This window comes from Paenibacillus terrae (assembly GCF_000943545.1).
Taxonomy (GTDB): domain Bacteria; phylum Bacillota; class Bacilli; order Paenibacillales; family Paenibacillaceae; genus Paenibacillus; species Paenibacillus terrae_A.
The window spans coordinates 23,020-46,068 of record NZ_JTHP01000032.1 but is presented as its reverse complement, the minus strand read 5'-3'; the positions used below and the strand labels follow the sequence as shown (position 1 = coordinate 46,068).

At 44.8% G+C, this 23,049-nt stretch carries 20 protein-coding genes and 1 pseudogene; 8 read left to right on the top strand and 13 right to left on the bottom strand.

Annotated features, from left to right (window positions below; all coding sequences use genetic code 11):
• Positions 1–20: 20 nt before the first annotated feature.
• The 4 genes from QD47_RS16105 to QD47_RS16090 form a co-directional block, all read right to left on the bottom strand.
• On the bottom strand, positions 21–1,880 hold the full coding sequence (locus tag QD47_RS16105) for a beta-glucoside-specific PTS transporter subunit IIABC (RefSeq protein ID WP_044647102.1): 1,860 nt from the start codon (positions 1,878–1,880) through the stop codon (positions 21–23).
• Between the two features lie 184 nt (positions 1,881–2,064).
• Positions 2,065–2,922: a BglG family transcription antiterminator LicT gene (licT, locus tag QD47_RS16100; protein ID WP_044647101.1), complete on the bottom strand. Its 858-nt coding sequence runs from the start codon at positions 2,920–2,922 to the stop codon at positions 2,065–2,067.
• 212 nt (positions 2,923–3,134) lie between these two features.
• On the bottom strand, positions 3,135–3,470 hold the full coding sequence (locus QD47_RS16095) for a carboxymuconolactone decarboxylase family protein (protein WP_044647100.1): 336 nt from the start codon (positions 3,468–3,470) through the stop codon (positions 3,135–3,137).
• Positions 3,471–3,538: 68 nt separating this feature from the next.
• Positions 3,539–3,925, bottom strand: a complete 387-nt coding sequence (locus tag QD47_RS16090) for a tautomerase family protein (RefSeq protein ID WP_044647099.1) — start codon at positions 3,923–3,925, stop codon at positions 3,539–3,541.
• Positions 3,926–4,036: 111 nt separating this feature from the next.
• On the opposite strand from QD47_RS16090, the gene QD47_RS16085 reads away from it, so the two are divergent.
• Positions 4,037–4,912 (top strand): LysR family transcriptional regulator, encoded by an 876-nt coding sequence (locus tag QD47_RS16085; RefSeq protein WP_044647098.1) that lies wholly within the window; start codon positions 4,037–4,039, stop codon positions 4,910–4,912.
• Between the two features lie 140 nt (positions 4,913–5,052).
• Here the strand turns inward: QD47_RS16085 and QD47_RS16080 are convergent, their stop codons facing one another.
• From QD47_RS16080 to QD47_RS16065, 4 genes and pseudogenes are all read right to left on the bottom strand, one after another.
• A complete protein-coding gene (locus QD47_RS16080; RefSeq protein WP_044647097.1) occupies positions 5,053–6,981 on the bottom strand; it encodes a PTS fructose transporter subunit IIABC in 1,929 nt (642 codons plus the stop codon).
• A 67-nt stretch (positions 6,982–7,048) separates the two neighbouring features.
• The gene (pfkB, locus tag QD47_RS16075) at positions 7,049–7,960 is read right to left on the bottom strand and encodes a 1-phosphofructokinase (RefSeq protein ID WP_044647096.1); all 912 of its coding nucleotides are present in this window, start codon (positions 7,958–7,960) and stop codon (positions 7,049–7,051) included.
• A gap of 2 nt (positions 7,961–7,962) precedes the next feature.
• Positions 7,963–8,709 (bottom strand): DeoR/GlpR family DNA-binding transcription regulator, encoded by a 747-nt coding sequence (locus QD47_RS16070; RefSeq protein WP_044647095.1) that lies wholly within the window; start codon positions 8,707–8,709, stop codon positions 7,963–7,965.
• Positions 8,710–9,021: 312 nt separating this feature from the next.
• A pseudogene (locus tag QD47_RS16065) lies at positions 9,022–9,620 on the bottom strand (O-methyltransferase); the annotation flags it as partial.
• Here QD47_RS16065 and QD47_RS16060 point away from each other — a divergent pair.
• Entirely contained in the window at positions 9,594–10,346 is a 753-nt protein-coding gene (locus QD47_RS16060; protein WP_082067202.1) for a LysR substrate-binding domain-containing protein, read from the top strand. The pseudogene QD47_RS16065 and the gene QD47_RS16060 overlap by 27 nt on opposite strands.
• A 101-nt stretch (positions 10,347–10,447) precedes the next feature.
• Here the strand turns inward: QD47_RS16060 and QD47_RS16055 are convergent, their stop codons facing one another.
• Positions 10,448–11,530, bottom strand: coding sequence for an ankyrin repeat domain-containing protein (locus tag QD47_RS16055; RefSeq protein ID WP_044647093.1), 1,083 nt, complete (start codon positions 11,528–11,530; stop codon positions 10,448–10,450).
• Between the two features lie 192 nt (positions 11,531–11,722).
• Between QD47_RS16055 and QD47_RS16050 the strand changes: the two genes are divergently transcribed.
• The 4 genes from QD47_RS16050 to QD47_RS16035 all read left to right on the top strand — a co-directional run bounded on the left by QD47_RS16050 (position 11,723) and on the right by QD47_RS16035 (position 14,523).
• Positions 11,723–12,397: a Crp/Fnr family transcriptional regulator gene (locus QD47_RS16050; protein ID WP_044647092.1), complete on the top strand. Its 675-nt coding sequence runs from the start codon at positions 11,723–11,725 to the stop codon at positions 12,395–12,397.
• 76 nt (positions 12,398–12,473) lie between these two features.
• Positions 12,474–13,124 (top strand): peroxiredoxin-like family protein, encoded by a 651-nt coding sequence (locus QD47_RS16045; protein WP_044647091.1) that lies wholly within the window; start codon positions 12,474–12,476, stop codon positions 13,122–13,124.
• A gap of 87 nt (positions 13,125–13,211) precedes the next feature.
• Entirely contained in the window at positions 13,212–14,024 is an 813-nt protein-coding gene (locus tag QD47_RS16040) for a DNA alkylation repair protein (RefSeq protein WP_044647122.1), read from the top strand.
• An 88-nt stretch (positions 14,025–14,112) separates the two neighbouring features.
• Complete coding sequence (locus QD47_RS16035; protein ID WP_044647090.1) at positions 14,113–14,523, top strand: DUF4183 domain-containing protein; 411 nt, start codon at positions 14,113–14,115, stop codon at positions 14,521–14,523.
• 112 nt (positions 14,524–14,635) lie between these two features.
• Here the strand turns inward: QD47_RS16035 and QD47_RS16030 are convergent, their stop codons facing one another.
• The 3 genes from QD47_RS16030 to lpdA form a co-directional block, all read right to left on the bottom strand.
• The gene (locus QD47_RS16030; protein ID WP_044647089.1) at positions 14,636–16,330 is read right to left on the bottom strand and encodes a methyl-accepting chemotaxis protein; all 1,695 of its coding nucleotides are present in this window, start codon (positions 16,328–16,330) and stop codon (positions 14,636–14,638) included.
• Positions 16,331–16,800: 470 nt separating this feature from the next.
• Entirely contained in the window at positions 16,801–18,783 is a 1,983-nt protein-coding gene (locus QD47_RS16020; RefSeq protein ID WP_044647087.1) for an AraC family transcriptional regulator, read from the bottom strand.
• A gap of 120 nt (positions 18,784–18,903) precedes the next feature.
• Positions 18,904–20,289: a dihydrolipoyl dehydrogenase gene (lpdA, locus tag QD47_RS16015; RefSeq protein ID WP_044647086.1), complete on the bottom strand. Its 1,386-nt coding sequence runs from the start codon at positions 20,287–20,289 to the stop codon at positions 18,904–18,906.
• A gap of 196 nt (positions 20,290–20,485) precedes the next feature.
• On the opposite strand from lpdA, the gene QD47_RS16010 reads away from it, so the two are divergent.
• Positions 20,486–21,052 carry a TetR/AcrR family transcriptional regulator gene (locus tag QD47_RS16010; protein ID WP_044647085.1) on the top strand — a complete coding sequence of 189 codons (567 nt, stop codon included), beginning with the start codon at positions 20,486–20,488 and terminating at the stop codon, positions 21,050–21,052.
• A gap of 143 nt (positions 21,053–21,195) precedes the next feature.
• Here QD47_RS16010 and QD47_RS16005 read toward each other — a convergent pair whose 3' ends face one another.
• Complete coding sequence (locus QD47_RS16005) at positions 21,196–22,074, bottom strand: radical SAM/SPASM domain-containing protein (RefSeq protein WP_044647084.1); 879 nt, start codon at positions 22,072–22,074, stop codon at positions 21,196–21,198.
• A gap of 201 nt (positions 22,075–22,275) precedes the next feature.
• On the opposite strand from QD47_RS16005, the gene QD47_RS16000 reads away from it, so the two are divergent.
• Positions 22,276–23,040, top strand: a complete 765-nt coding sequence (locus tag QD47_RS16000; RefSeq protein WP_044647083.1) for a helix-turn-helix domain-containing protein — start codon at positions 22,276–22,278, stop codon at positions 23,038–23,040.
• Positions 23,041–23,049 lie beyond the last annotated feature (9 nt).

The following is a 23,049-nucleotide window of genomic DNA, read 5'->3' as shown; positions in this document are numbered from 1 at the left end:
GATGATGACGCTTTCCTGTATCACACAACCAAAGTTAACAATACTTCGTTTTTCTGAACCTGCTCCTGATTTGTCTCGAATACGTCCACTTTATTTTTAGTAAGTGTGACGATGACAGGCGTTACGATTTCGTATCCTGCTTCTATAATCTGTTCCCTTTCAAATTGGATTAACAAATCGCCCTGTTTGACACTGTCCCCCTCTTTAACCACTGGATTAAAATGCTTCCCTTTCAGCGCAACCGTGTTAATTCCGATATGAATCAATATCTCTGTACCCGCATTTGAAGTCAAGCCTATCGCGTGTCCTGTGGGGAACAGCGAGGTTACAACTCCGTCTATCGGCGCTACGACCTCACCGACAGACGGTTCAATGGCTAACCCTTTTCCCATGGCCTCTGTAGAAAATGCAGAATCATTCACTTGGCTCAGTGGTATAGTCTTGCCTGTGATCGGGCTGTATATCGTTTCTTTCTTGATGTCGACGGCCACGGGTTCTTCTGTTTTCACGGATTCATCCATTTCCGGGGTCCCCCCCTTAACCTTACTTTCATACCCCAAAAAAAGGGTCAGTACCGTTGCAACTGTAAATGAACATGCAATGGCGATAACGTAAATCAAGGTTGGCGTATACACTGGAATAGCAAAAATATTATGAAAAACATAAGCCGTCATTTTTACCCCAAAGTGTCCATTGATAGCTCCGCCTATAGCCCCTGCGATAATGACAATGGGAATGACACGTTTAAAGCGAAGCACCAGACCATACACAATCGGCTCTGTCACACCAGCCAGCAATCCTGTAATACTCGTGGAACCCGCAAGAGTTCTAAGTGTTTTATCTTTTTTCGCCTTCAGGAAGATACCAAATGCGACACCAATTTGAGCAAATACAGCTGCTGCAGCCATCGCCTCAATCGGATCACCACCAACACCGATATTTTGAATCGTGATGGGCGTAAAACCCCAGTGAAGTCCGAAGACGACCATAAAGGTCATAAAACCGCCAAGAACAATCCCTGACAAAATGCCACTTACACCGATTAACCATGTCACACCTGAAGAAATCCAATCTCCTACCCCTGTACCGAAAGGTCCGAAAGCCATCGCAGATAGCGGAACCATAATCATTAAAGCCAGCATCGGAACTAAAAAAAGCTGTAAATCCTTAAGAATGATCTTCTTCAAAAACTTGTCCACCAACGCATATATGCTGATGGATATGAAAACCGGGAAAACACTGGCTGAGTAGTTCATCATGACCACCGGTATTCCTAAAAACGATACATCAGAGCCTTTGTCCATCAGCCCCGTAAAGTTGGGTTCCATGAGGGCCGCACCGATGACACCGGCTACATAAGGATTCGCCTTCAGCTTTATACCAAGCGTGATCCCTAGCAAAATCGGCAAGAAGTAAAACACAGCATTCCCCGCAGCGGACAGGATCAGATAGGTATCACTTGTCGCAGACATCCATCCCAGCAAGGTCAAAACCGTCAGGAGTGCTTTCAGCATACCCGAGCCTGCCATCGCCGGAATCAACGGGGAGAAACTGCCGGAAATAACTTCAAAGATTGTAGATATGACCGATCTCTTCTTTCCGCTTGATTCACCAGCCGCAGGAGAGTCCGATCCAAAATCCCTATTTTTCATGATCTCCGTATATACATAGGCAACGTGGCTCCCGATAACCACTTGAAACTGCCCTCCGCTTTCGACAACAGTGATGATACCTTCATGCTTCTCTAGCGTTTCTCTTTCGGCTTTTCTTGAATCTTTCAGGTCAAATCTGAGCCGTGTCGCACAATGCACAAGCCCGTTAATATTTTCTTCTCCTCCAACGAGGCGTACGATGTCATCGCCCATTTTCTTATGGTCCATGTTCATTCTCCTTCTGGGCAGATTGTCTGAAAACAAAAAAATACCTAAACGAAAGGCCTGTGTAATCAAAGAAAATGATCACTGCCATTCATTTAGGTATCGCCTGCTTAACCAGTAACAATCCTTATATTTAAGTTGTGAACCTACTATAAATCACTCAGAAATCGTTTGCAAGCTTTTTTTTCTAGGAACCAGCCATATCGTTTCTGGAAGTCACACGCTGTATATGAATCGTCAAGTACACCTTTTCATCAATCGACATAGCGCTTTCATGCTTGCTTTCCAGGTATTGATTAATCAAATGGGTACATTGAAAAGCCTTCGTGTATTTATCTTTGACCTGCTCATACAAGAAGTTGTCGCCTGAAGCTCGTTGCTCTTGTTCGTTACTCAGCATTCTTTGAGCAAAGTATTGTAAATGGGTAATAAACCGGGAATAGTTGAATGAAGTTTCATCCAATGCCAGCTGATAGTAATCGGTTACAATGTTGAAAATGTCATCAATGACCTCCGTAATCTCAACCGTTTGCTTCATTCCCTGACCGTCTTGCCTTGCATTGACAAAATGCATGGCAATAAAGCTTGCTTCATGCTCGTCCATGTGAATACCAAATTGAGCGTGGATCATATCCAGTGCATTCATACCAATCATAAATTCTTTTTTGTAAAATTTTTTAATTTGCCACAAAAGTGAATTTTTTAGTCCCACGGATTTCCTGTACCGAGAGATAGCAAATTGAATATGATCAATCAAAGAGATATAAATGTTATCACTAAAAATATCTCCCATTTCCTTTTTCGCGTTCCCTACAATTTCATCCGCCACCTTTAAATATTCTACAGATGTTTCTCCAATGAGATCAATTAATTTTTGCGGAATTTTATCGGACTTTAATACAAAAGTTTTTTCTATTTTTTCCTCATCGACCCTCTGACCATTTTTCTTTTTAAAGCCCAGACCATTCCCTATGACAACAAATTCATGACCAACCTGATTTTCGGCCCGAATAACATTGTTGTTAAATATTTGCCGGATGATCATATATCTACTCACCTCATTGATGTAATGACAAAGTTTGTAATAACAAAAAAAACCAAATAACGACTAAATAATTAGTCATTATTTGGGTATCGCCTGCTAACCAGTAACAATCCCGAAGGTTACTTGCCCCTTCATTCAATTACTTTTACTATAACGCTTTCAAACCAGAATAACAATACAATCATGATTAAAAAACCTTTTTAGGTTCATGCTTAACTCTCTTTTTCTTTGCAAAATACGTCTTTGGCGATTTGAATCGCTGAGGCGGCTCGGGGCCATCCTACATAAAAAGCAAGCTGTGTGATTACCTCGACCAGTTCTTCTTCCGATAATCCGTTATCCTTGGCCAAATTCAGATGATAGGGAAGCTGCCCCCCATGCTCACCCGCTACCAATGCGGAAACGGTTATGAGACTCCGTTCTCTGAGAGATAGCTCGCTTCTTCTCCATACATCCCCAAAAAGAACATCCTCCGTATAGCTCACAAAAGCGGGTGCAAAATCACCAACCTTTTCCCGCACACTCGACGTGATTAATTTATGCTTCATTCATTCAACACTTCCCTTCGTCCCTGATGTGCAGTTATGCAGATCGTATGCAGATGTGCAGTTTCCAGCTACAGAATCATCTGGGCAAGTCCGTTGCCAAAGGACCAATCCTCTAATTCCGTTTCCACCAGTGTTACAAATACATCCTCCGGCCTGATCTTACATTCGGTGGATAAGAGTTCGGCTAACCTTTGGTAGAAACTCTTTTTTTGCTCCGTAGTTCTACCCGATCCCATCGTAATTTGGATATACAGCAGCTTATCTGTTCTGGGTATATCCAAATAATCCGGACTATAATAAAACTCGCTTTGCTTATGAGCATGAAAAACCTGAAAATAATCCTTTGCCGGTACCTGAAAATGCTCAATCAAGGCATTCAAAATACAGTGGCTAATGCAGGGCAGTTCTTGCTCTGTGTATTGCTGCTCCATGTAACCTACGCGTACAAATGGCATGTTTATCTCTCCTGTCCGTTGGGATAAATTAATTGTACTCTATCTATTTTCATCTATATAATTGAAAATAATCATAAATATATTCATTTTTGTCGATGGAGATGAGTGTTCATGGATCTGAAAGAGCTAACCACGTTTCGTACTATTATTGAAGAAGGAACCTTCTCAAAGGCTGCCGCCAAATTAAACTACGCGCAGTCTACAGTCACAAGCCAAATCCAGAGGCTGGAGAAAGAGCTGGGATTTCAGCTTTTTAAACGAGGTTGGGATGCAGAATTAACGGCCCCAGGCAAAGTGTATGCAGAAGAGGTAAATGGGCTTATTCAGCATTGGAATTATGTATTAGATCAGGCCAAGTCTCTGAAAAAGGAGGAAATCGGCACCCTCCACATCGGTGTGATCGAAACGGTGGCGGCTTCCGTACTGCCCGCGGTTCTGCTTCAGTTTCGGGAGCATAAACCGAATATGACGTGCCATTTTACAGTTGGAAACACGGATACGCTCTCGAACGCTTTGATGGACAACACGCTTGATTTTGCAATTTGCGGGGAACCTCACTCTGTTCCTGCCCTGCACTTTGAACCTGTGTATCACGAACAAATCGCCTTTATTGTATCCCGTGATCATCCCTTCGCTGCAAAAAGCGAGCTTCATCTCGAAGACCTGTATGAGTACCCGCTTATCGTTGGAGGGAAGAACTGCCTGTACCATATCCGGCTGGAAAAAGAGCTTTCCCGCTTTCCGTCGATGCCGTTTTTTTATACCGTAAGCCAAATCTCGTCTATACCTTCATTTGTAAAAACGATTCCTTCGGTTGGAGTGGTTCTATCGTCATTACCTCTGCCGGATGATTTAGTCACCTTACCCCTCCAGCTAACAGACCCTAATATTCCTATTGGACTATTACAGAGCAACCAGCATCAGCAATATATGTCCTCAGCCCGAAAGCTGTTTATGCAACTGGTTAAGGAGCTTTGTAGGCGATAGCTCAGGCCAGGCGCAAATCGTTTTAGTACGCAAGCCGACACCTTTGCATAAAGAAAAAGCCGCCAAACACTCATAAACCTAGTGTTTAGCGGCTTTACTATTATGGAGACTAGAGGAAGTGATGTCGGTTATTTCGCCACTTATTTCGCTTCGAGCGGTTTTTTCCACAGTCCCAGAATGAGCGCGGAAATCACGGAGCCAATCGCCACTGCAAGTAAGAACAGCAAAGCATGATTGGCGAGAGCCGCTACAAAAATTCCGCCATGTGGAGCTGGAAGATTGATTTTCCAAAACTGCGTCAGACCACCGGCAATCGCTGAACCTACAATACAAGAGGTTAAGACGCGCAGAGGGTCAGCAGCTGCGAATGGGATTGCTCCTTCCGTAATAAAGGACAAACCGAGTACATAATTTGTCAAACCAGACTTGCGCTCTTGCTCAGTAAATTTATTTTTGAAGAACGTCGAAGCCAATGCGATCGCCAGCGGAGGTACCATACCGCCCGCCATAACAGCAGCCATCATAGCCCCGTTCGTGTTACCACTGGAAGTAAAGACACCGATTGAAAATGCATAAGCCGCTTTGTTGAAAGGTCCACCCATGTCAATCGACATCATTCCACCCAGAATCAGACCCAGAATCACTGCATTACCTGTACCCAAATTGTTCAGAACATTGACAAGCCACGTATTAATACCACCGAAAATCGGATCGAACAGGTAGAACATAATCGCGCCTGTAATTAGGAGTCCAAATACCGGGTATAACAGGATTGGTTTTAAACCATCCAGCGTTTTCGGCAGACCTGCAAAAGCTTTACGCAGGAAGATAACCACATAACCAGCCATGAAACCTGCTGCCAGACCGCCAAGAAAGCCTGCATTAGAGTTTACAGCCATCAGACCACCAACCATACCTGGCATCAATGCCGGCCGATCCCCAATACTCATCGCGATAAATCCGGCCAGTATCGGAATCAGGAAGTGGAACGCACCTGTTCCGCCACCAATCGTTTGTAACAGCTTGACGATTGGATTCTCTGCGCCCGCCATCTGTTCGAACAGGAAGGAGATAGCCAGCAAAATCCCGCCGCCTACAACAAACGGCAACATATGAGAAATACCGTTCATTAGATCCTTGTAAATTTTGCTGCCGACGCTGGCCTTTTCTGCTTTCGTCTCCTCCATGTTCCCCTTACCTTCACTTCGGTAAATTGGAGCATCGCCGTTTAGCGCTTTGCGGATCAGTTCTTCAGATTTACGAATACCGTCACTTACCGGTCTTTGCAATACAGGCTTACCGTCAAATCTGGCCATTTCAACCTTTTTGTCAGCTGCGACGATTACACCTTTGGCACGACGAATTTCATCCGCTGTCAGTACGTTTTGCGCACCTTCCGAGCCATTCGTTTCTACCCGGATATTTACGCCCATCTCTTTCGCTTTCTTAATGAGAGCGTCTTCAGCCATATACGTGTGCGCAATGCCTGTAGGGCAAGCGGTCACCGCAACTACAAACTCGTCTGAATTCGGGTTGCCAACGATAACGTCTGGCGTTTGCTGTGCCTTGGCAGCTTCTTTCTTCGCCTCTTTTGCTTGCTTGGCTGCTTCTACTTCGGCCTGCTTGGTATCAAACAGCTCGGATACTTCATCCGGTGTTTGCGTATTCATAAGCTTACCGATGAAATCGGTATCAATTAATAACCGGGAAAGTGCCGCCAGTGTGCGAAGATGCGTATTTGCTGCTCCCTCTGGAGCTGCGATCATGAAAAATACGTTCGCTGGCTCTCCATCCAACGATTCGAAATCTACACCTTTACTGCTTTTTGCAAAAACGACAGTCGCTTCATTCACAGCTTTGGTCTTGGCATGCGGCATTGCAATGCCGCCGCCGATTCCGGTGCTGGATTCTGCTTCGCGTTTGTAAATCATTTCCTTGAACAATGCCCGGTCATTAATGCGTCCGCTGGCTTCGAGACTAGCGATGAGTTCCTCAATCGCCCCATCTTTTGTCGTTGCCTGCAAGTCCATGATCATCGTTTCTTTAATCATCAGGTCTGTTATTCTCATTTTTCACACTCTCCTATGCTCGATCAGCGTGTCGACACACGCATAATAAGCTCATGATGTAGCTGGATTACCATTTTGAAATCGTGACTTGCGGCCGTAAGTGTTCAATTTTCTCTCTTGTAGCCAGATCATCGGAGAACGCAGTTGCGCTTCCGGAAGCCACACCCGCACGGAATGCTTCGATCGGGTCGCCATGAAGGGCCAGCGTACCCACAAATCCAGCGATCATAGAATCACCTGCGCCTACAGAATTTTTAACCGTTCCTGCCGGTACATTAGCGTGGTACACTTCGTTTGCCGTAATGAGCAAAGCGCCTTCTCCTGCCATGGAAATCAGTACATTCTTAGCCCCTGCCTCCAGTAACTTACGGCCGTAAGTGACAATCCCCTCCTTGGAGTTAATAGTAACGCCAAACAACTCAGCCAGCTCATGGTGATTCGGCTTGACGAGCAGCGGCTTATGAACCAGTGCCTTCATCAGCGCTTCACCTGTGGTGTCGATGACGAATTCAGCCCCGGTCTGCTGGCATACGCTAATCAACCGATCATAGAAGTCTCCCCCTAGTGATGGCGGGATGCTTCCAGACAAGACGACAATGTCATTTTTCTGGAGACTCGACAGCTTTTGCACCAGCGCATCTGCCTCTTGCTCATGTATAGCAGGTCCCAAGCCGTTGATTTCCGTCTCATCGCCATGCTTGAGCTTAATGTTGATCCGAGTATCATCTTCGATGATTACAAAATTAGTTTTAATGGATTCTTCGCGCAATGTATCGTTGATAAACCTGCCTGTGAATCCTCCGAGAAAACCAATCGCCGTGCTGTCTGCTCCTAATTGGTACAGTATCCGGGATACATTAATCCCCTTGCCGCCCGGCAGTTTCAAATCACGTTTCATCCGGTTCAAATCACCTAGCTTCAAGTCGTCAACTTCCACGATATAATCAATGGAAGGGTTCAGCGTTACTGTATATATCATCGTTATCCCTCGATTATCTTAGTTTTCTGAGCAATGGATCGGCGTGATCGTTCAGGCACCGATTCTGTAATAAGGATAGCTTCCTTCAATTCGAACAACTTGGCAAAGGTAACTTCACCAATCTTGCTGGAATCGGCCAACACATACGTTTTGCCTGATAGCTGATGGGCACGCCGTTTAATCAGCGCTTCTTCGGGATCAGGAGTTGTATACCCCATTTCCACATCTACCCCGTTCGTTCCTAAAAAGCACTTGTCGAACCGAAAATTGTCCATATTCTGCAGGGCAATACTCCCGATTACGGCCTTGGTATGAATTTTCATCATCCCTCCCAGTAGATAGCTTCTGATTCGTTTGCTTACCAGTGCTTCTACGTGGGATAGGCCATTTGTCACGACCGTCACGTCTTTAGCTTCAATGTAAGGAATCATCGCCATCGTTGTTGTTCCCGCATCCAGATAAATACATTCGCCATCCAAAATTTCTTTGGCGGCCATACGGGCGACTGCGTTTTTCTGTTGAACGTTTTTGAATGCTTTTTCTTCCATGCCAGGTTCCTGACTTTTCTGATTCAGCAAGGAAGCCCCGCCATGAATCCGCTTTAGCAACTGACGGGCTTCAAGATCAATTAAATCACGCCGAATCGTTGATTCAGAAGCGCCCAACAGATCGACCAATTCCTGCAACTTTACAACACCGCGTTCTTGTAAGCGCTGTATTATTAACTTGTATCTTTCTTCCGTCAGCATCTTCATTCCCCCAACTGTTCATATCGTACCATAATCCTCACAAAAAACAATCATTTTTCTTCAAAAAAATTCAAAAAGCTTCATTCCAACTTCATTTTTTTACAAAATGGTGAATTCCTGCTCCAATCATCATGATCGCGTTTACATTGAAAGGAAAAGCCATCCATTTTTATGTAAATTCATTCTTCTTACATAGGAATTCAGCAGTAAACGTTCAAAAACGTTCTGATGCTTCCATCAGTATTATTTTACCACAACAAAAAAGCTAAACACTCGGGTCGGTCCCCTCTGTGCTTAGCAGATTTCGGCCATTTAACCATTTACGATTCCGATGACGAAACCATCATAGCCTTTACTCCCTACCGTCTGATGGCTGTAGCTGTAATCCTCGATTCTTCAGCCAGCAAATCATAAAATTTTCTTACCCCCTGTATACGAGGGTCTGTGCTTAAGGCTTGAATGACTTCTCCTTCACGGATGACGTTATCGCCAATAATCACCGTGCCAGGATGCGAAAAACGGAGTACCCAAGCTAGATACAATGGATTATTCGGTTTATCTGCATCAATAAAGATTAGATCAAAGGGGGCTACGCGTTCTTCCTCCATCTGTGCTAACTGTTTCAAAGCCTCTCCCTCTCGAAGTTCGACCATCCCACCCAACTGAGCCAACGCTATATTGGACCGGGCTGTTTCAGCATGAAGCAGATTTGTTTCCAGCGTAACTATTTTTCCATCCGTCGGCAATGCCCTTCCCAGCCAGATCGTACTGTATCCTCCCAAAGTACCAATCTCTAGCACACGTCGTGCGCCTTGCATCTGAGCAAAGATATTTAACAGCTTTCCCTGATTGGGTGTTACATCATGCGGAGGTAATCCTGCTTTTTGGTTCGCAGCCAATACCTTTTCCAAGTGACCGATGCCGGTGAAAAGCTTGCTTTACTCGCCAAACGGCTCTTTGCCGTTGAACAGCAAATCGAACAATTTTCACAGGATTATCGTGATGGAACCCATGGGCATATCCGGCTGGCTGCTACTTATTTACCAGCTCATTTTCTAATTCCGACCTGGATTGCGAAGTTCAAGCAACAATATGAACACGTCGAAATGACGATTAACACAACCAATTCCAATGATGCATTGAAGCAGCTATTAAATATAGAAGTGGACTTTGCCGTCTATGGGGGACTACCGGAGCAACACCCGGATACGATTGAGACAGAAGAATTGTTTCGTGATGAGCTATGGTTTGTCGTCGCACCGGATCACCGCTACGCTAATCAGCAGGTCACTTTATTAGAGATGATGCATGAACCCTTTGTTATGCGTGAAAAGGGAAGCTCGACACGGGAGCGATTGTTTTCCTTATGTCGAACCTACAATGCTCCAGTTCCCCAAATCACCCTGAACTTCACAGGGTTGCATGAAGCGATTACCGCAGTTATTGCCGGATACGGTGCGAACTTTGTGTCTTCGTTGGTCGTGCGCGAATATGTAGAACGCGGCGAGCTGTGCCGGGTATACGTCGAAGACATCCAGCTTCAAAATTCAATCGCTATCTGTACCCGCAAAAACGAACCTCTATCTGCGGCCAGCATGAACCTTATTCAGCTCATCCGCAACCATTCTTATTCATAAAATCGGTTTATGCATCTGTAAAAAGCCCTTATCGTGCTGAACACAGCAAAGAGCCATAAGTACGGTGGTACCCGCAGCTATGGCTCTTTTGCTTTTTTCGCCTAATCTAAAAGCTCTCCTTCGAGAATCTTCTCCAGAAAGATTGCGGGCTGTGCCAAAAATTCAGCAAAGCTGCACACATCCGCATATTCCTGATGCTCCTCGTCGTAATAACCCAGACACTTTTGCTTCGGATTCCACACCAACAGAATATCCGAGTAGTTGTCTACTTTTAAAGAAACACGCAGCAGCTTTTGTCGCCCCACCTTCATCTCAACGGTATCTACCAATGAGAAAAATTCAACAAAGCCAATATCATAATCATTTTCAGGTACATCCACACGAAGCTGGTCACTCGTTAGGAAGGTCACAAGGTCCTTAGGGAGCTTGTAGCTTTTTAAGGCATGTCGTTTATTTTCCAGGTTATGAAACTCTGGAGGCTCCACAGACTTTAAATACTCTGCTATCTCCGTGTTTTTATTAGATATGGCAATTGTATACGCCCGTTCTCCATCTTTTTCTGCCAACGTCACATCAGCGCCTTGCTCGATCAGATACTTCACCATCGCAAAATTATTATCTCTGGTCGCTACGGTTAAAGGCGTGGCTTGATAAGGATATACCATATTAGGGGCATTGAAATTAATATCTACACCATGCTCCAAAAGGAAAGCTACCGTTTTTAAGTCATGCTTACTAACCGCGTTGCGCAGCGTTGCTCCACCATGTTGCTTTATATCCAGCCCAAGCTCATGAATAAGCGGGATATTCTTTTTATTACCGTAGTAGGCTTGTTCATAGGCCCCGGATTTTACTTGATTCTTCCCGTCCAGCTTGGCACCATGGGCAACTACATAGCGGACGATCTCTTCTGTACCATAGCGAACAGCCGTCAAGAATGCAGGATTGTCTTTCACATTGAGTTGAACTCCCTGCTCCACCAGCAGCTTCAACACATCCAAGTGCCCGTAAATGAGCGTAATGTCCAAGGGACTTAATGTTGTATATTTGCTGAGTACGATGCCTTGTTCAATATCCCAGTCTTCGGTTAGCGCTTGGCGTAAAGCAGGTATATTCCCTTCAACGATATGCATTGCGACCTCAGGAAGAATGTCAAAGTTACCGATATCTTTTAATTTGATCATAGTCATTCCCTTTCATATGTATTTATATCTCTATTTTATACCATCCCCTCTTTAACATAAAACCGCCTGATTTCCAAGCGCTCATTACCTTCTCCTTTATAAAAAAGTGAGCAATAGGAGACCAAAGTTCCTTAGAGAAGCTATAATTGTATTATGATTCTGTACGTCACAAAGCAACCATAAGGAGAACACATGAATAGCATTCAATACCTATCCCAATTCAATCTGCTTGATAGTCTCTCATTAGAAGATTTAGTTGAAATGGATCAAATGACTTCCATTACGACCCTACCGAAAAATACATTTATTCAAACCCCGGATACCTTTTCCGAGGGACTTTATTTTGTGAAAAAGGGAAAGGTCCGTCTGTACAAGCTGAATGCGGACGGTAAGCAATTTACTTTGGATATCCTCAGCGAAGGAAATGTATTTGGCGAAATGGATATGATTTCACTAGGGACACGGGATATGTACATAGAAACCATCGAAGAATGCGATATCTGCCGGATGCACAAAGACCGTTTTGAGCATTTTTTAATCCAACATCCCCGATTCATGATGAACATGATCAAAGTGTTAAGCGATCGAATCTCGGGCATGAGCCGGTTGGCCCAATATCTGGCTTTGGGGAATTTACAGGATAAAATTTTGTATGTTCTTATAAAACTGTCCGATCAGTTCGCCCTCCAAAGTCAAGATGAGTATTATAAAATCAATTTCCCGCTATCCCACCAGGAAATCGCTAATCTGGTCGGAGCCACCCGAGAAGCTGTAACGACGGCTCTACAGGAGCTTGTAAAAGAGAAGGTCATTAAAACCGGCTTTAAGACGATTTATATCCATCGCGAAAAGCTGCTGGAGTTGTAAGCTACATTACATCTATAGTCCAGAGAAAAGAAGTATCGTATACCTACCAGAAAATATACGATATGGAGTGAATGAAATGGCCAATCAAAATTTACAAAGAGAACTGAATGCAGCCAAAGCAGACATGGAAAAAATGCTTCCTTCAGAAGTACTGGATATATTTGATAAGACGATCCAGGATATTGGCAAGTTGAATACCACTCAAGGGCTAGGCATTGGAACCAGAGCACCTGATTTTAGCTTACCCGACTATACAGGTCGAACTATAACACTGTCTGAAGAGACGGCTAAGGGGCCTGTTGTTCTTATCTTTTACAGAGGACATTGGTGTCCGTTCTGCAATCTGGAGCTCCAAGCCTACCAACGGTACATGAATGATATAACGTCGCTCCATGCTCAACTGATTGCCGTGAGTCCGCAAACTCCCGAACATTCAATGAGCATGCAACAGAAGAACGAATTGAGCTTCCATGTTTTAAGTGACCTGCATAATCAAACAGCAGAAAAATACAATCTTAAATTTAAACTTCCTGAATTTGCACATGAAATTTACAGATCATTAGACATTTCACTGGATACATTTAATGGCGACAGTGCCTGGGAGCTGCCTGTACCCGCTACATATGTAATTGATTCAGAAGGTATTATTCGTGCAGAATTTGCTGATGCTGACTATAAAAAACGAATGCAGCCTGCAGACGTATTACAAGTTCTACGCTCTCTCTAGAATTACCATTAAAAAATAATTCTTATCTATCTGCACTGATGGGGGCAATATATGAATCCTAAAAAACAATTCCTAATTCCAGATTCGATATTACAACGAAAAGCGGCTCGCAAGGGAACAGACATTCCTGATGATGTGCTTCACCTGCTACAGCAAGGACAGCTTCAGACGTTGAATCTTACCGAATGGCTAGCTGTCGACCATGCTTTACTACTACAAAATGCACTTGATAAGTTTGGATTGCAGCGATCATCCGATATCTTCCTGTCCGAATTGGATCATCTGAAGGAAAAGAAGATCATGAAAATAATCCCTGCGATTGCCCAAGCATGGCTGAACTTGTTCGAGCAACAAACACATCAAGAACGTACTCGAATCTTTAATGTCATGGCCCCCCATCCTTCAGACAGCATTCGCTGTTGGGCTGCCTATATCGTCGGGATTGACCCCCGTTTAAGTATTGAGCAAAAATTGGCAGGCATTCGCCCCTTTGCAGCGGACCCCCATTTCGGAGTGCGTGAAATTGCCTGGATGGCTGTAAGAGGTCCCGTAGCCATGCAACTGCTGGAATCGCTCGTGCTTTTAAACGATTGGGTACGAGATCAGGATGCTAATATACGTCGTTTTGCCATCGAATTGACCCGGCCACAAGGTGTCTGGGCCAAGCACATTCCTGAACTGAAAGAACACCCAGAGCTGGCACTTCCACTTTTGGAAGCTGTTCAATCCGACTCGATCAAATATGTTCAGGACTCGGTAGGCAATTGGCTGAATGATGCCAGTAAAACCAAGCCGGAATGGGTGCTCCAAGTTTGTGATGCGTGGCTGAAGACTTCGGATACAAAAGAAACGAAGCGAATAGTCACAAGAGCCACAAGAAGCTTGATAAAAAAGCAGTAATTAGAGACTCTTCCCCATCCAATCCATATCCAGATGATACACATAAACTATGAGATATATCTGGAATATTAGTAATGGAGGAATTCCTATGTCTATTATCCGAATCTATCTGAAAGCAGACAGCATCGTTTCTGGAAACATAGCTGTCACAACGAATATTAATATCACTCCCATCGTCAATCGTTACACAGCTACCGTGGTGCTTGGAAACATTTTAGGAGGAGTGACCACCATCCCGGCACAAAGTTTTACAAATGATAGTGGTACTTCAGTCGCGGCAAACGGACTTATCGTTCCCACCAGTAGCGGATACTATAATATATTTATAAATGGGGCGTTGCAGCGAGGCGGGTTAACAACGCTTTCCACTGCTAATCTAATCATAAATACAGGCTTGATTGTTGGCGTAACGGTAGTCATTGAGGTGATCAATTTCAACACTAGCGCCTCCTCAACCTCTGTCAACAACGTCACAGTGACGACTATCATAAGTGACTGAGCTGACTCATCATAAAAAACCGCCAAACACAGGGTTTCCCCTCGTATTTACCGGTTTATTTCTCTATGAACCAAATGATTTATCGGAAATGTATACGCGTTCTGCACGAAACCTAAATCTTGAAGTTCTCCACCAAAACCTGCAGCTTCTCAGCCAGTGAGGAGAGGAGCGCTGCGGAGGATTCCACTTCTTGCATGGCGGCAAGCTGTTGCTCCGAAGAGGCGGACAGGGACTCCGCCCCTTCAGCCGTATGATTAGAGACCGTAACGATATTCTGAATGGCTTCAACGAGCCCTTCGCAGATTAGCGCCAGCTCCCGGACTGTGGCTGATATTTGCTCGCTTTGGGCAGACATATCGGATACGGAGACTTCGATCTCAGAGAAGGAGCGTCCGGCCGATATGATCAGCTCCTTGCCCTGCAGCATTTCGTCCGTGGAACGCTTCATAGTTTCTCCCGCCTTGTCGATTTGGGGGATAATCAGACTGACCAGCTCGGTGATTTGTCTGGCGGATATGGCCGAACGTTCGGACAGCTTACGGACGGAGCCGGCGACAACGGCAAAACCCCGGCCTTCTTCTCCGGCGCGCGCAGCTTCTATCGCCGCATTCAGCGACAGCAAGTTGGTCTCCTCGGCGATGCTGGCAATGGTGCCGACGATGTTCTCAATCTCCTTGGAATGACTGCTAAGCGTATCAATAATGCTTGAGAGATCGCCGATGCTTTCGCTCACAACTCCCATTTGGGAGGTGGTGGAATGCATCGATTCCCGGCCAAGACGCGCTTTCTGAACATTATCGGCGGCCTTATTCATCGCGATGACCGCATTGCCGGCAATATCGCTGATGAAGCGTGACATATCCTGAACGGCTTTATAGCTTCCTTCCAGGTTTTGCAGTTGGGTATGCGCCCCATCGGCCAGCTCAATCGTAACATTCACACCGCGCTCTCCGGCACGGTTCGTTGCCTGGGCGCTGGCAGACAGCTCCTGGGAGGAAGATGCGACCAGCATGGAGGTGTCATTGACCTGAGTAATCAGGTTGCGCAGGTTCATTGTCATATCGTTGAAGTCGCGGGCCAGATTCCCGATTTCATCCTTGCTTTTGAAGAGAAGCGGTTCATGGGTAAGGTCGCCTTTTGTAATAGTGTTCACAGAGGTTGACAGCTTGGTAAGCGGACTTACCATACGGCGAATCAACAGGTAAGCGACAAGGATAGCCACGATGAAGATGGAGCCGCCAATAATGAAGGGCTGAACAATAATATCCAACGTCCGTTCCTGAATTAACGAGCCGTCAAAATTGATAGCCATCAGTGCAACAATGGGCTTGGTGGGATCATGGTCCTGATAAATGGGGCCATATCCGGTTTTGAGCGAGGTTCCTTCATATGTATAAACCTTGGAGTATGCGGAATGCTTCATAGTAGTTATCATTTCCTTGTCTTCGTCCGTGAAGTAGAAGGAATCGCCAGCTTGATAGCCTCTTTGCTTGAAGTTGGCATCGGCGGCGAGAATTTTTCCATCCAGAGAGAGAATGAAAGCCTCTTTAAAAATAGGCTTATGTGCCACGATCCAGCCTATCCGGTCTTCAACGGCAGCAAGTTTGCTCTTATCTCCACTGACCAGAGCTGATATATCCTTAGGATCTATAAGGCCAGTCGTAATATTGGCGCAGCCCACCAGCTCGATCCCTGCAGCTTCATCCACTTGATGGTAAGCGGTACGATATCCGAAGTATCCAATGGAGGATCCTACGAGAAACAACATGACGAGCATCATCCAAGTTAATTTTGTTGCCAGCTTCATTATTTGAACCACCGATCCTGACTCTAATAAATTTTAGTGACAATCAGTTGTCACTGCTACGATTATAGCCTATCAACACTTGCTAGAATATGGCATTCAGGTGTCGGAATATGTCGTTTTATGTGAGGAAACTCATTGTTTTTTTGCTTCATCCATACAACAAGCCCAAAAGCATTGAATTGTGGTGAATCATAAATACTAGCTTGATTGTCGGCACAACGGTAGTCATTGAGGTGATCAATTTCAACTCTAGCGCCTCCTCAACCGCTATCAACAACGTTAAAGTGACAACTACTATATGCGACTGAGCTGACTTATCATAAAATAACCATAAAAAACCGCCAAACACAGGGTTTCCCCTCGTATTTAGCGGTTTATTTTTCTTTGAACCAAATGATTTATCGGAAATGTATGTTACACGTTCTGCACGAATCAGGCCAAGGGCCGATTTTTTAAAGTTATATAAAACTTTATTTTTTGTGGGCTAATAGGATATTCACGATAGTGTCGAGTTGAAGCTCCAGCGAATAAGGATCTTCCATGACAAACTCATCGCCCTTTTCGCTGAATGAGCCATACATATAAACCTGTCCTTTTTTTACAGCCGGAAGGCCTTTCCACAGCTCACTATTTAGAACTTGATTGGCCCCTTCATCTTCAGAACCATATACAAAGATATGATCCCCTGTGTACTCAGGCAAAACCTCAAGCGAAATACTTTCGAATCCTTCTTTCATGTTCAATGCTTTCTTCGTAGGTGGCAGCTTTAGCATCTGATAAATGGTTGGACTTCCGTAATTTCCGCCTTCTGCCGCTAAAACATATACTGATTTGTTCGCGACCTGCACGATGGAAACCGTCTCACCATCTTTAACGATACCGTCAATTTTCTTTCTGGCCTCTGCGACTTTCTTCTCATATTCAGTGATCCACTGCTCCGCTTCTTTCTGCTTGCCAAAGATTTCACTGATTCTGCGGAATTTATCCAGCGGCCCCGCTGTAGATTCGCCCTCCCAATATGGCAGGAACACAGTTGTTCCAACCTTTTGGTAGCTGTCGATGTTTTTTTCTATCGAACCTATAATTAAATCCGGTTGCAGAACCGTCAGTTTCTCCAGATTCATAGGGAATTCGCCGAGATCCTTGATTCCGGCCAACTTCTCTTTTGGATATCCCGATTTATTAATCCAAGCCTCATTCAGCATAAAGCTTCTGACTCCTACCGGAATAATTCCCAGTTTCAAAAGATGACCCATATACTGATCAGATGCAACTCGTTTCGGGTTTGCAGGTACTTCTACATCTCCTTTTAGTGTCGATACTATTCTTGTTTTTGCTTGTACCGTTGCTTGTCCATCCTCATTGGATGATGTCGTTGTAGGATTAGCCTCTATTTGCGAGCTTCCATTTGTATTTGTAGGAGCGGAACAAGCTCCCAGCATCAATGATAAACACAGCATAATCATCATGGCCGTTATTTTGACTCTTCCGTGCATAAATAAATCTCCCTCCACGTTATACCGATATTGATAATCAATATCAGTATAACGTGTGAAAGGTGCCTGCTGAAGGGCATATTTTAGCATCGTTTGGGGCATATCCTGATCTTGGTTCCCGAAATGATGTTGCCGCTCCTTTTTGAATCGTACGGGAGATAATCCCTTGTATTTCTTGAAGCTGCGGCTTAATGAATGAGCATCCGGATACCCCACACTCTCCGCAATTTCTTGTAAAGTGGCATCCGTCTGCATTAAAAGCTGAACTGCTCGATCTGTCCGTACCTCACCCAAGTAATGAATCGGACTGGTGTGTATTTTATTCTTGAACAGCCTCGATAGATGCCCAGCGCTGCACTCCAGTTCCTCTGCAATGGACTCAAGCGTCAAAGATCGGCTAGAGTGCTCACGAATATAAGCTACAGCCTGCGCTACCAGGTCGGGCTTAAGGGGTTCAATGCCTTGTCGATACAACTGCTGCAACAGCTCATATACAAATTGATGAAATAAGGCTTTGACATGCAGTTTACCAAGTTCGGAAGCCTCACGCCATTCTTGCTCCAACAGCTTCACTGTATCATACAAAGGCAGCGGATAATGAGGTGAGAAAGCATACTGATTCTGAAAGGGATTCTCCTTTTCCAACAATTGTGCAATCTCCTTGCGACTGGGCAGGGCCAACGTTGCCTTGTACAGAATGATGTAATATTCAAGCACATCTTCCGTGATGATACTCAGGCACATCCCTTTTCCCCCATGCAGCACATGGAAACGCCCCACCCTATGAATGCTGTCGTCCAGCCGCACTCGCGCACTTCCGCGCAGAGTATACAAGAACGCACTGGCCGGAAGTCTATAGGTTCGCAACTCCTCCCCTTTACCCATTTTCTTATGACGAACATCCATCACTTGTATAAAAACATGATTCCAGAGCAAAATGTGATCATTTAATTTCATTGCTTTTGTCCAGCCCCCGATCCAAACCATCCACGTACCTGATCGCATTCAGATTCAAACTATAACCCATTATAGTTGATAATCATTCTCACAGGCAATGAAGTGATTTGTACGGAGCCTCTACTTTGTACTATCCATTTTTCTGACCGCGTTCTCCGCAGCCTCCATAATTACTTCTCCCAATGTAGGATGGGGATGAATGGTTAGAGCCAAGTCTTCTACGGTTGCGCCCATCTCGATGGCTAGAGCAAGCTCCGAAATGAGTGTTGACGCTTCGACACCCACAATTTGCGCCCCCAGTAGGATTCCCGAGTCCTGCTTTGCTACGATTTTGATATACCCCTCTGCTGCCCTTAGTGCCAATGCTCTGCCGTTAATCGAAAAAGAAGCTCTGCCAATGATAATCGGTAAGGCTTTTTCCTTGGCTTCTGTTTCACTTAGGCCAACACTAGCCAGCTCCGGTTCAGAAAAGACAACCAGCGGTATGGCTTTATAATCCACTTTAGCAGCTTGGCCTGCAATCGCTTCTGCCGCAATCTTCGCTTCATAGGAAGCTTTATGGGCAAGCGCTGGACCCGCGGTAATATCTCCAATGGCAAAAATATGTGGAATAGCCGTTCTACACTGCTCGTCTGTCTCGATCAGCCCTCTGCTCGTCACTGGCAAGCCAATGTGCTCCAGTCCTAACCTTCCATCTGTATTGGGTTTTCTGCCTACAGTAACTAATACAAACTCTGCGGTAACATGATGCTGCTCCTGATCTTTTGAATAATGCAGCGTAATGGTATCCGCATTCTGCACGACGTTTTCGGCTGTCGCCCCGGTTACGATGTTTACACCATCTGTTTTCAACTGCTTGACAACAGGGGCCACAAGATCCGCTTCAAATCCCGGTAGTATCCGCGCCCCTCCCTCCAGAATCGTTACCTTTGTTCCAAATTTGGCATACATCTGTCCAAGCTCGACGCCGATATATCCACCGCCTATCACGACCAGACTGGTCGGAGCCTCTGGGAGCGAAAGCGCCTCTGTAGAGGACAAAATACGTCCGCCGAACGGAAAGGCCCTCAGCTCGATTGGACGGGAACCAGTTGCCAATATGGCATACTTAAAGGAAATGGTTTGTTCCGCTCCATTTTGCTTGATAATGGCTGTATGCTCGTCAACCAAGCTTGCCTCCCCTTCCAGAATACTCACACCTCCCGTTTTCATTAAATAGCCGACTCCGCCTGCCTGCTTATTTACAATCCCCTGTTTGAAAGCTTGAGCATTCACGAATGACGCTGCTGCATCTGCCTGATTTAACTGCCTGAGTACCTCATAGCGGTGTGCTTCGGCAATCAAAGCTTTGGATGGAATGCAGCCCACATGTGTGCAGACTCCACCTAGCTGACTGCGTTCGACAATCGCTGTCTTCATTCCAAGCTGAGAAGAACGCTCTGCCGCCACATAACCTCCCGGACCTGATCCAATGACCAGTGTATCTACAGATTCAAGCTTGCTCATAACCTGATGCCTCCCTTTATAATTGCCCGATTTAAATATGATGATCATAATATATTATAGTCATCATATTTTGTATACGTCAATAGTCGTGATCAGCCATGCTGAAGTTGTCGTTGCAAGAAGACCAATTGACACGTTTTATTATGATGATTATAATATTTTGAAGTTAGCATTATGAAGCCGTGGAGTGATTACAATGCCTTATCCAAAAGGCCATAAGATGAAAGTACGGAGTAAGATCGTTGAAAGTGCTGCCCAGGCTTTTCGCGCCAACGGTATCCACGATGTAAGTGTGCCCTTTATTATGAAAGGGGCCGGATTAACTCACGGCGGGTTCTATTCACACTTTGACAACAAAGAAGAGCTAGTCGCCGAAGCCTGTCGCTATGCTGTCAGTGATACCCTCGCACTTCTTCAGAAGGCTGTTGACCAAGAAGAGCAAGATCCCAACATTAATGTTATCATCGACTACTATTTAAGCACCCATCACCGTGATCGAACAGAAATGGGCTGTATTATTCCTGCTCTTTCCGTAGACATAGCCCGTTCTTCCGAAGAAATCCGGCAGATATTCACGCAGGAGCTGAAACGTATGATTACGTTTATCTCCAATCTGGCGGGAATGGATCTGTCCAAAGGTAGCGCGTTGTTCAGCAGTATGGTCGGTTCTCTTGTGCTTGCACGTTCTGTTAATGATCCTGAACTGAGTGACAGCCTTCTCTCGGCAGGCAAACAGCACGCCAAAGCGCTGGCTAACAGTTGAATGTGAACATGTTTCACGTACGCAAAAAAGCCGCTAAACACCAATCAATCCTTGGTATTTAGCGGCTTTTTCCTATGAGCCTAAGCTCAAAACGGGGATAGCGATTTGTCATAGATTCGAAGTCTCCACCTGCCAAATCTCAGTTATGTTCCAAATCGTTTACGGTACCCGCATTTGCGGCACAGCTCTTCCACCGCTTCTCTTTTGGAGAACCCGAAGTACAAGCGATTTGCGCGCTCCCCTTCAACAATGTCGGAAAAAGATTGCTCATGCACGTTACCTAAATTAATGACGCCTTCCCCATCAAGACAGCAAGGGACAACTGTTCCATCCACCAATACCGCCGCCTGGCTGCGAAGCGCATGGCAAAAGCCTTTGCCATCATCCTCCGGGGCACTCAGGCTAGGCCATTCAAATTCGTGATCCTGATTCAAATAAACGTTGGGGGCAATTTTAATCCCACTCCCAGGTATAACCTTTTCCTCAATCCGGTAGTCCAGCCCAAACTCCTGCTCCAGTCGCTCAAGTGTCTCCCGGTTGCGCTGACGCTGCACATTAGTCAAATTATCTTGAGTCAGGTTCCAGAGACGGAACGAAATAATGACATTATGCTTCACAGCTTCCCTTACAAACGTAAAAATATTGCCCAAATACCCTTCCCGATCTACCGAGCCTTCATGCCCGTCAAAGCTGTGAAGCGAAAAATTCATCTGACGTAGCGCGGGTTGGCCCAACAGCTTATGTCCGGTTTTGGGCAGCAAAGTGCCGTTGGTGGTAATATTCACCTTCAATCCTTTTTCATGAGCGCTCTCCAGCAAAAGATCAATCTTCGGATGGAGCAACGGCTCTCCTTTTACATGCAAATAAATGAAATCCGTATGCGGCTTGACCTGATCAAGAACGTCGCGAAAAATTTCCGGATCAATAAATTTTTTAACACGCTGCGTCTGAGGGCAAAAGCTGCAAGCGAGATTACAGATACTTGTAATTTCAATATATACCTTTTTGAAAGTCTTCAACATGATTTCCCCATTCTAACCTTCATCCTAAGCATCTTGTTTATGCTCACTAATCTTATAATTATAACGGGTTATCACTGACAGGTAAATCATTTATGTTCGTTCATTTGCTCATCCTTTGCTGTCGTCAATTTGCTATTGACCTTAGGTCTGACCTAAGGTTTATAGTGAAGTTATTCAACTACACCATAAGGAGTCTTGTCATTGAAAGAACACATTACGATCAGCCAGCTTTCACAGCTTATGAATGTATCTGTACATCAACTGCGATATTTTGAAGAAAAGGGGATCCTGTATCCGTCATACACAGAAAAAAATCAATATCGAATGTACGGGCTTCATGAAATTTATCAGCTTTCCCATATTTTATTGCTACGTAAATTAAATGTCTCTGTGGGTCAGATTGAAGAATGCATGACTTCCTACGCTGCCGATGATTACAACCAGCTTTTAGAGGATTCGCTGCAGAGGGTACAGGATGAAATAACTAATTTGAAGTTGCTCGAACAGTTTATTCACAAAGTGCTAAAAGAACATCATAACCTCACTCATCAGGACAATGAGTATCAGATTAGGCTGCTAGGTCCCCGACATTTAAAGCTGTGGTTTGCATTTGAGAGAGATCAAGAGCTCACTGCCAGAGATTTATTCGAACAACGACCCGCTCCACCTCAGTTATTTGAAAATGATCTGCATTATCTATCTGACTCTGGACAAGTGAAGCTATGTTATGAAACGACAGATATGACAGATACAGCTGACTATATGCTGGAAGAAGGCAGCTATCTTTATAAGCATTTTTCCGTCACTGAAGACGACGAGATTGAGTATGAAATCCAACAATTAGAGCGCTATGTCACTCAGCACCAATATAAGTGCCAAAGCAAGATTATTCTAGTAGAAAAATCCTACCTATCCATGTTCGACAACAACAAGCTGCAATATGAGATTCAAGTAAAAGTAAAATAAACTTCTTAG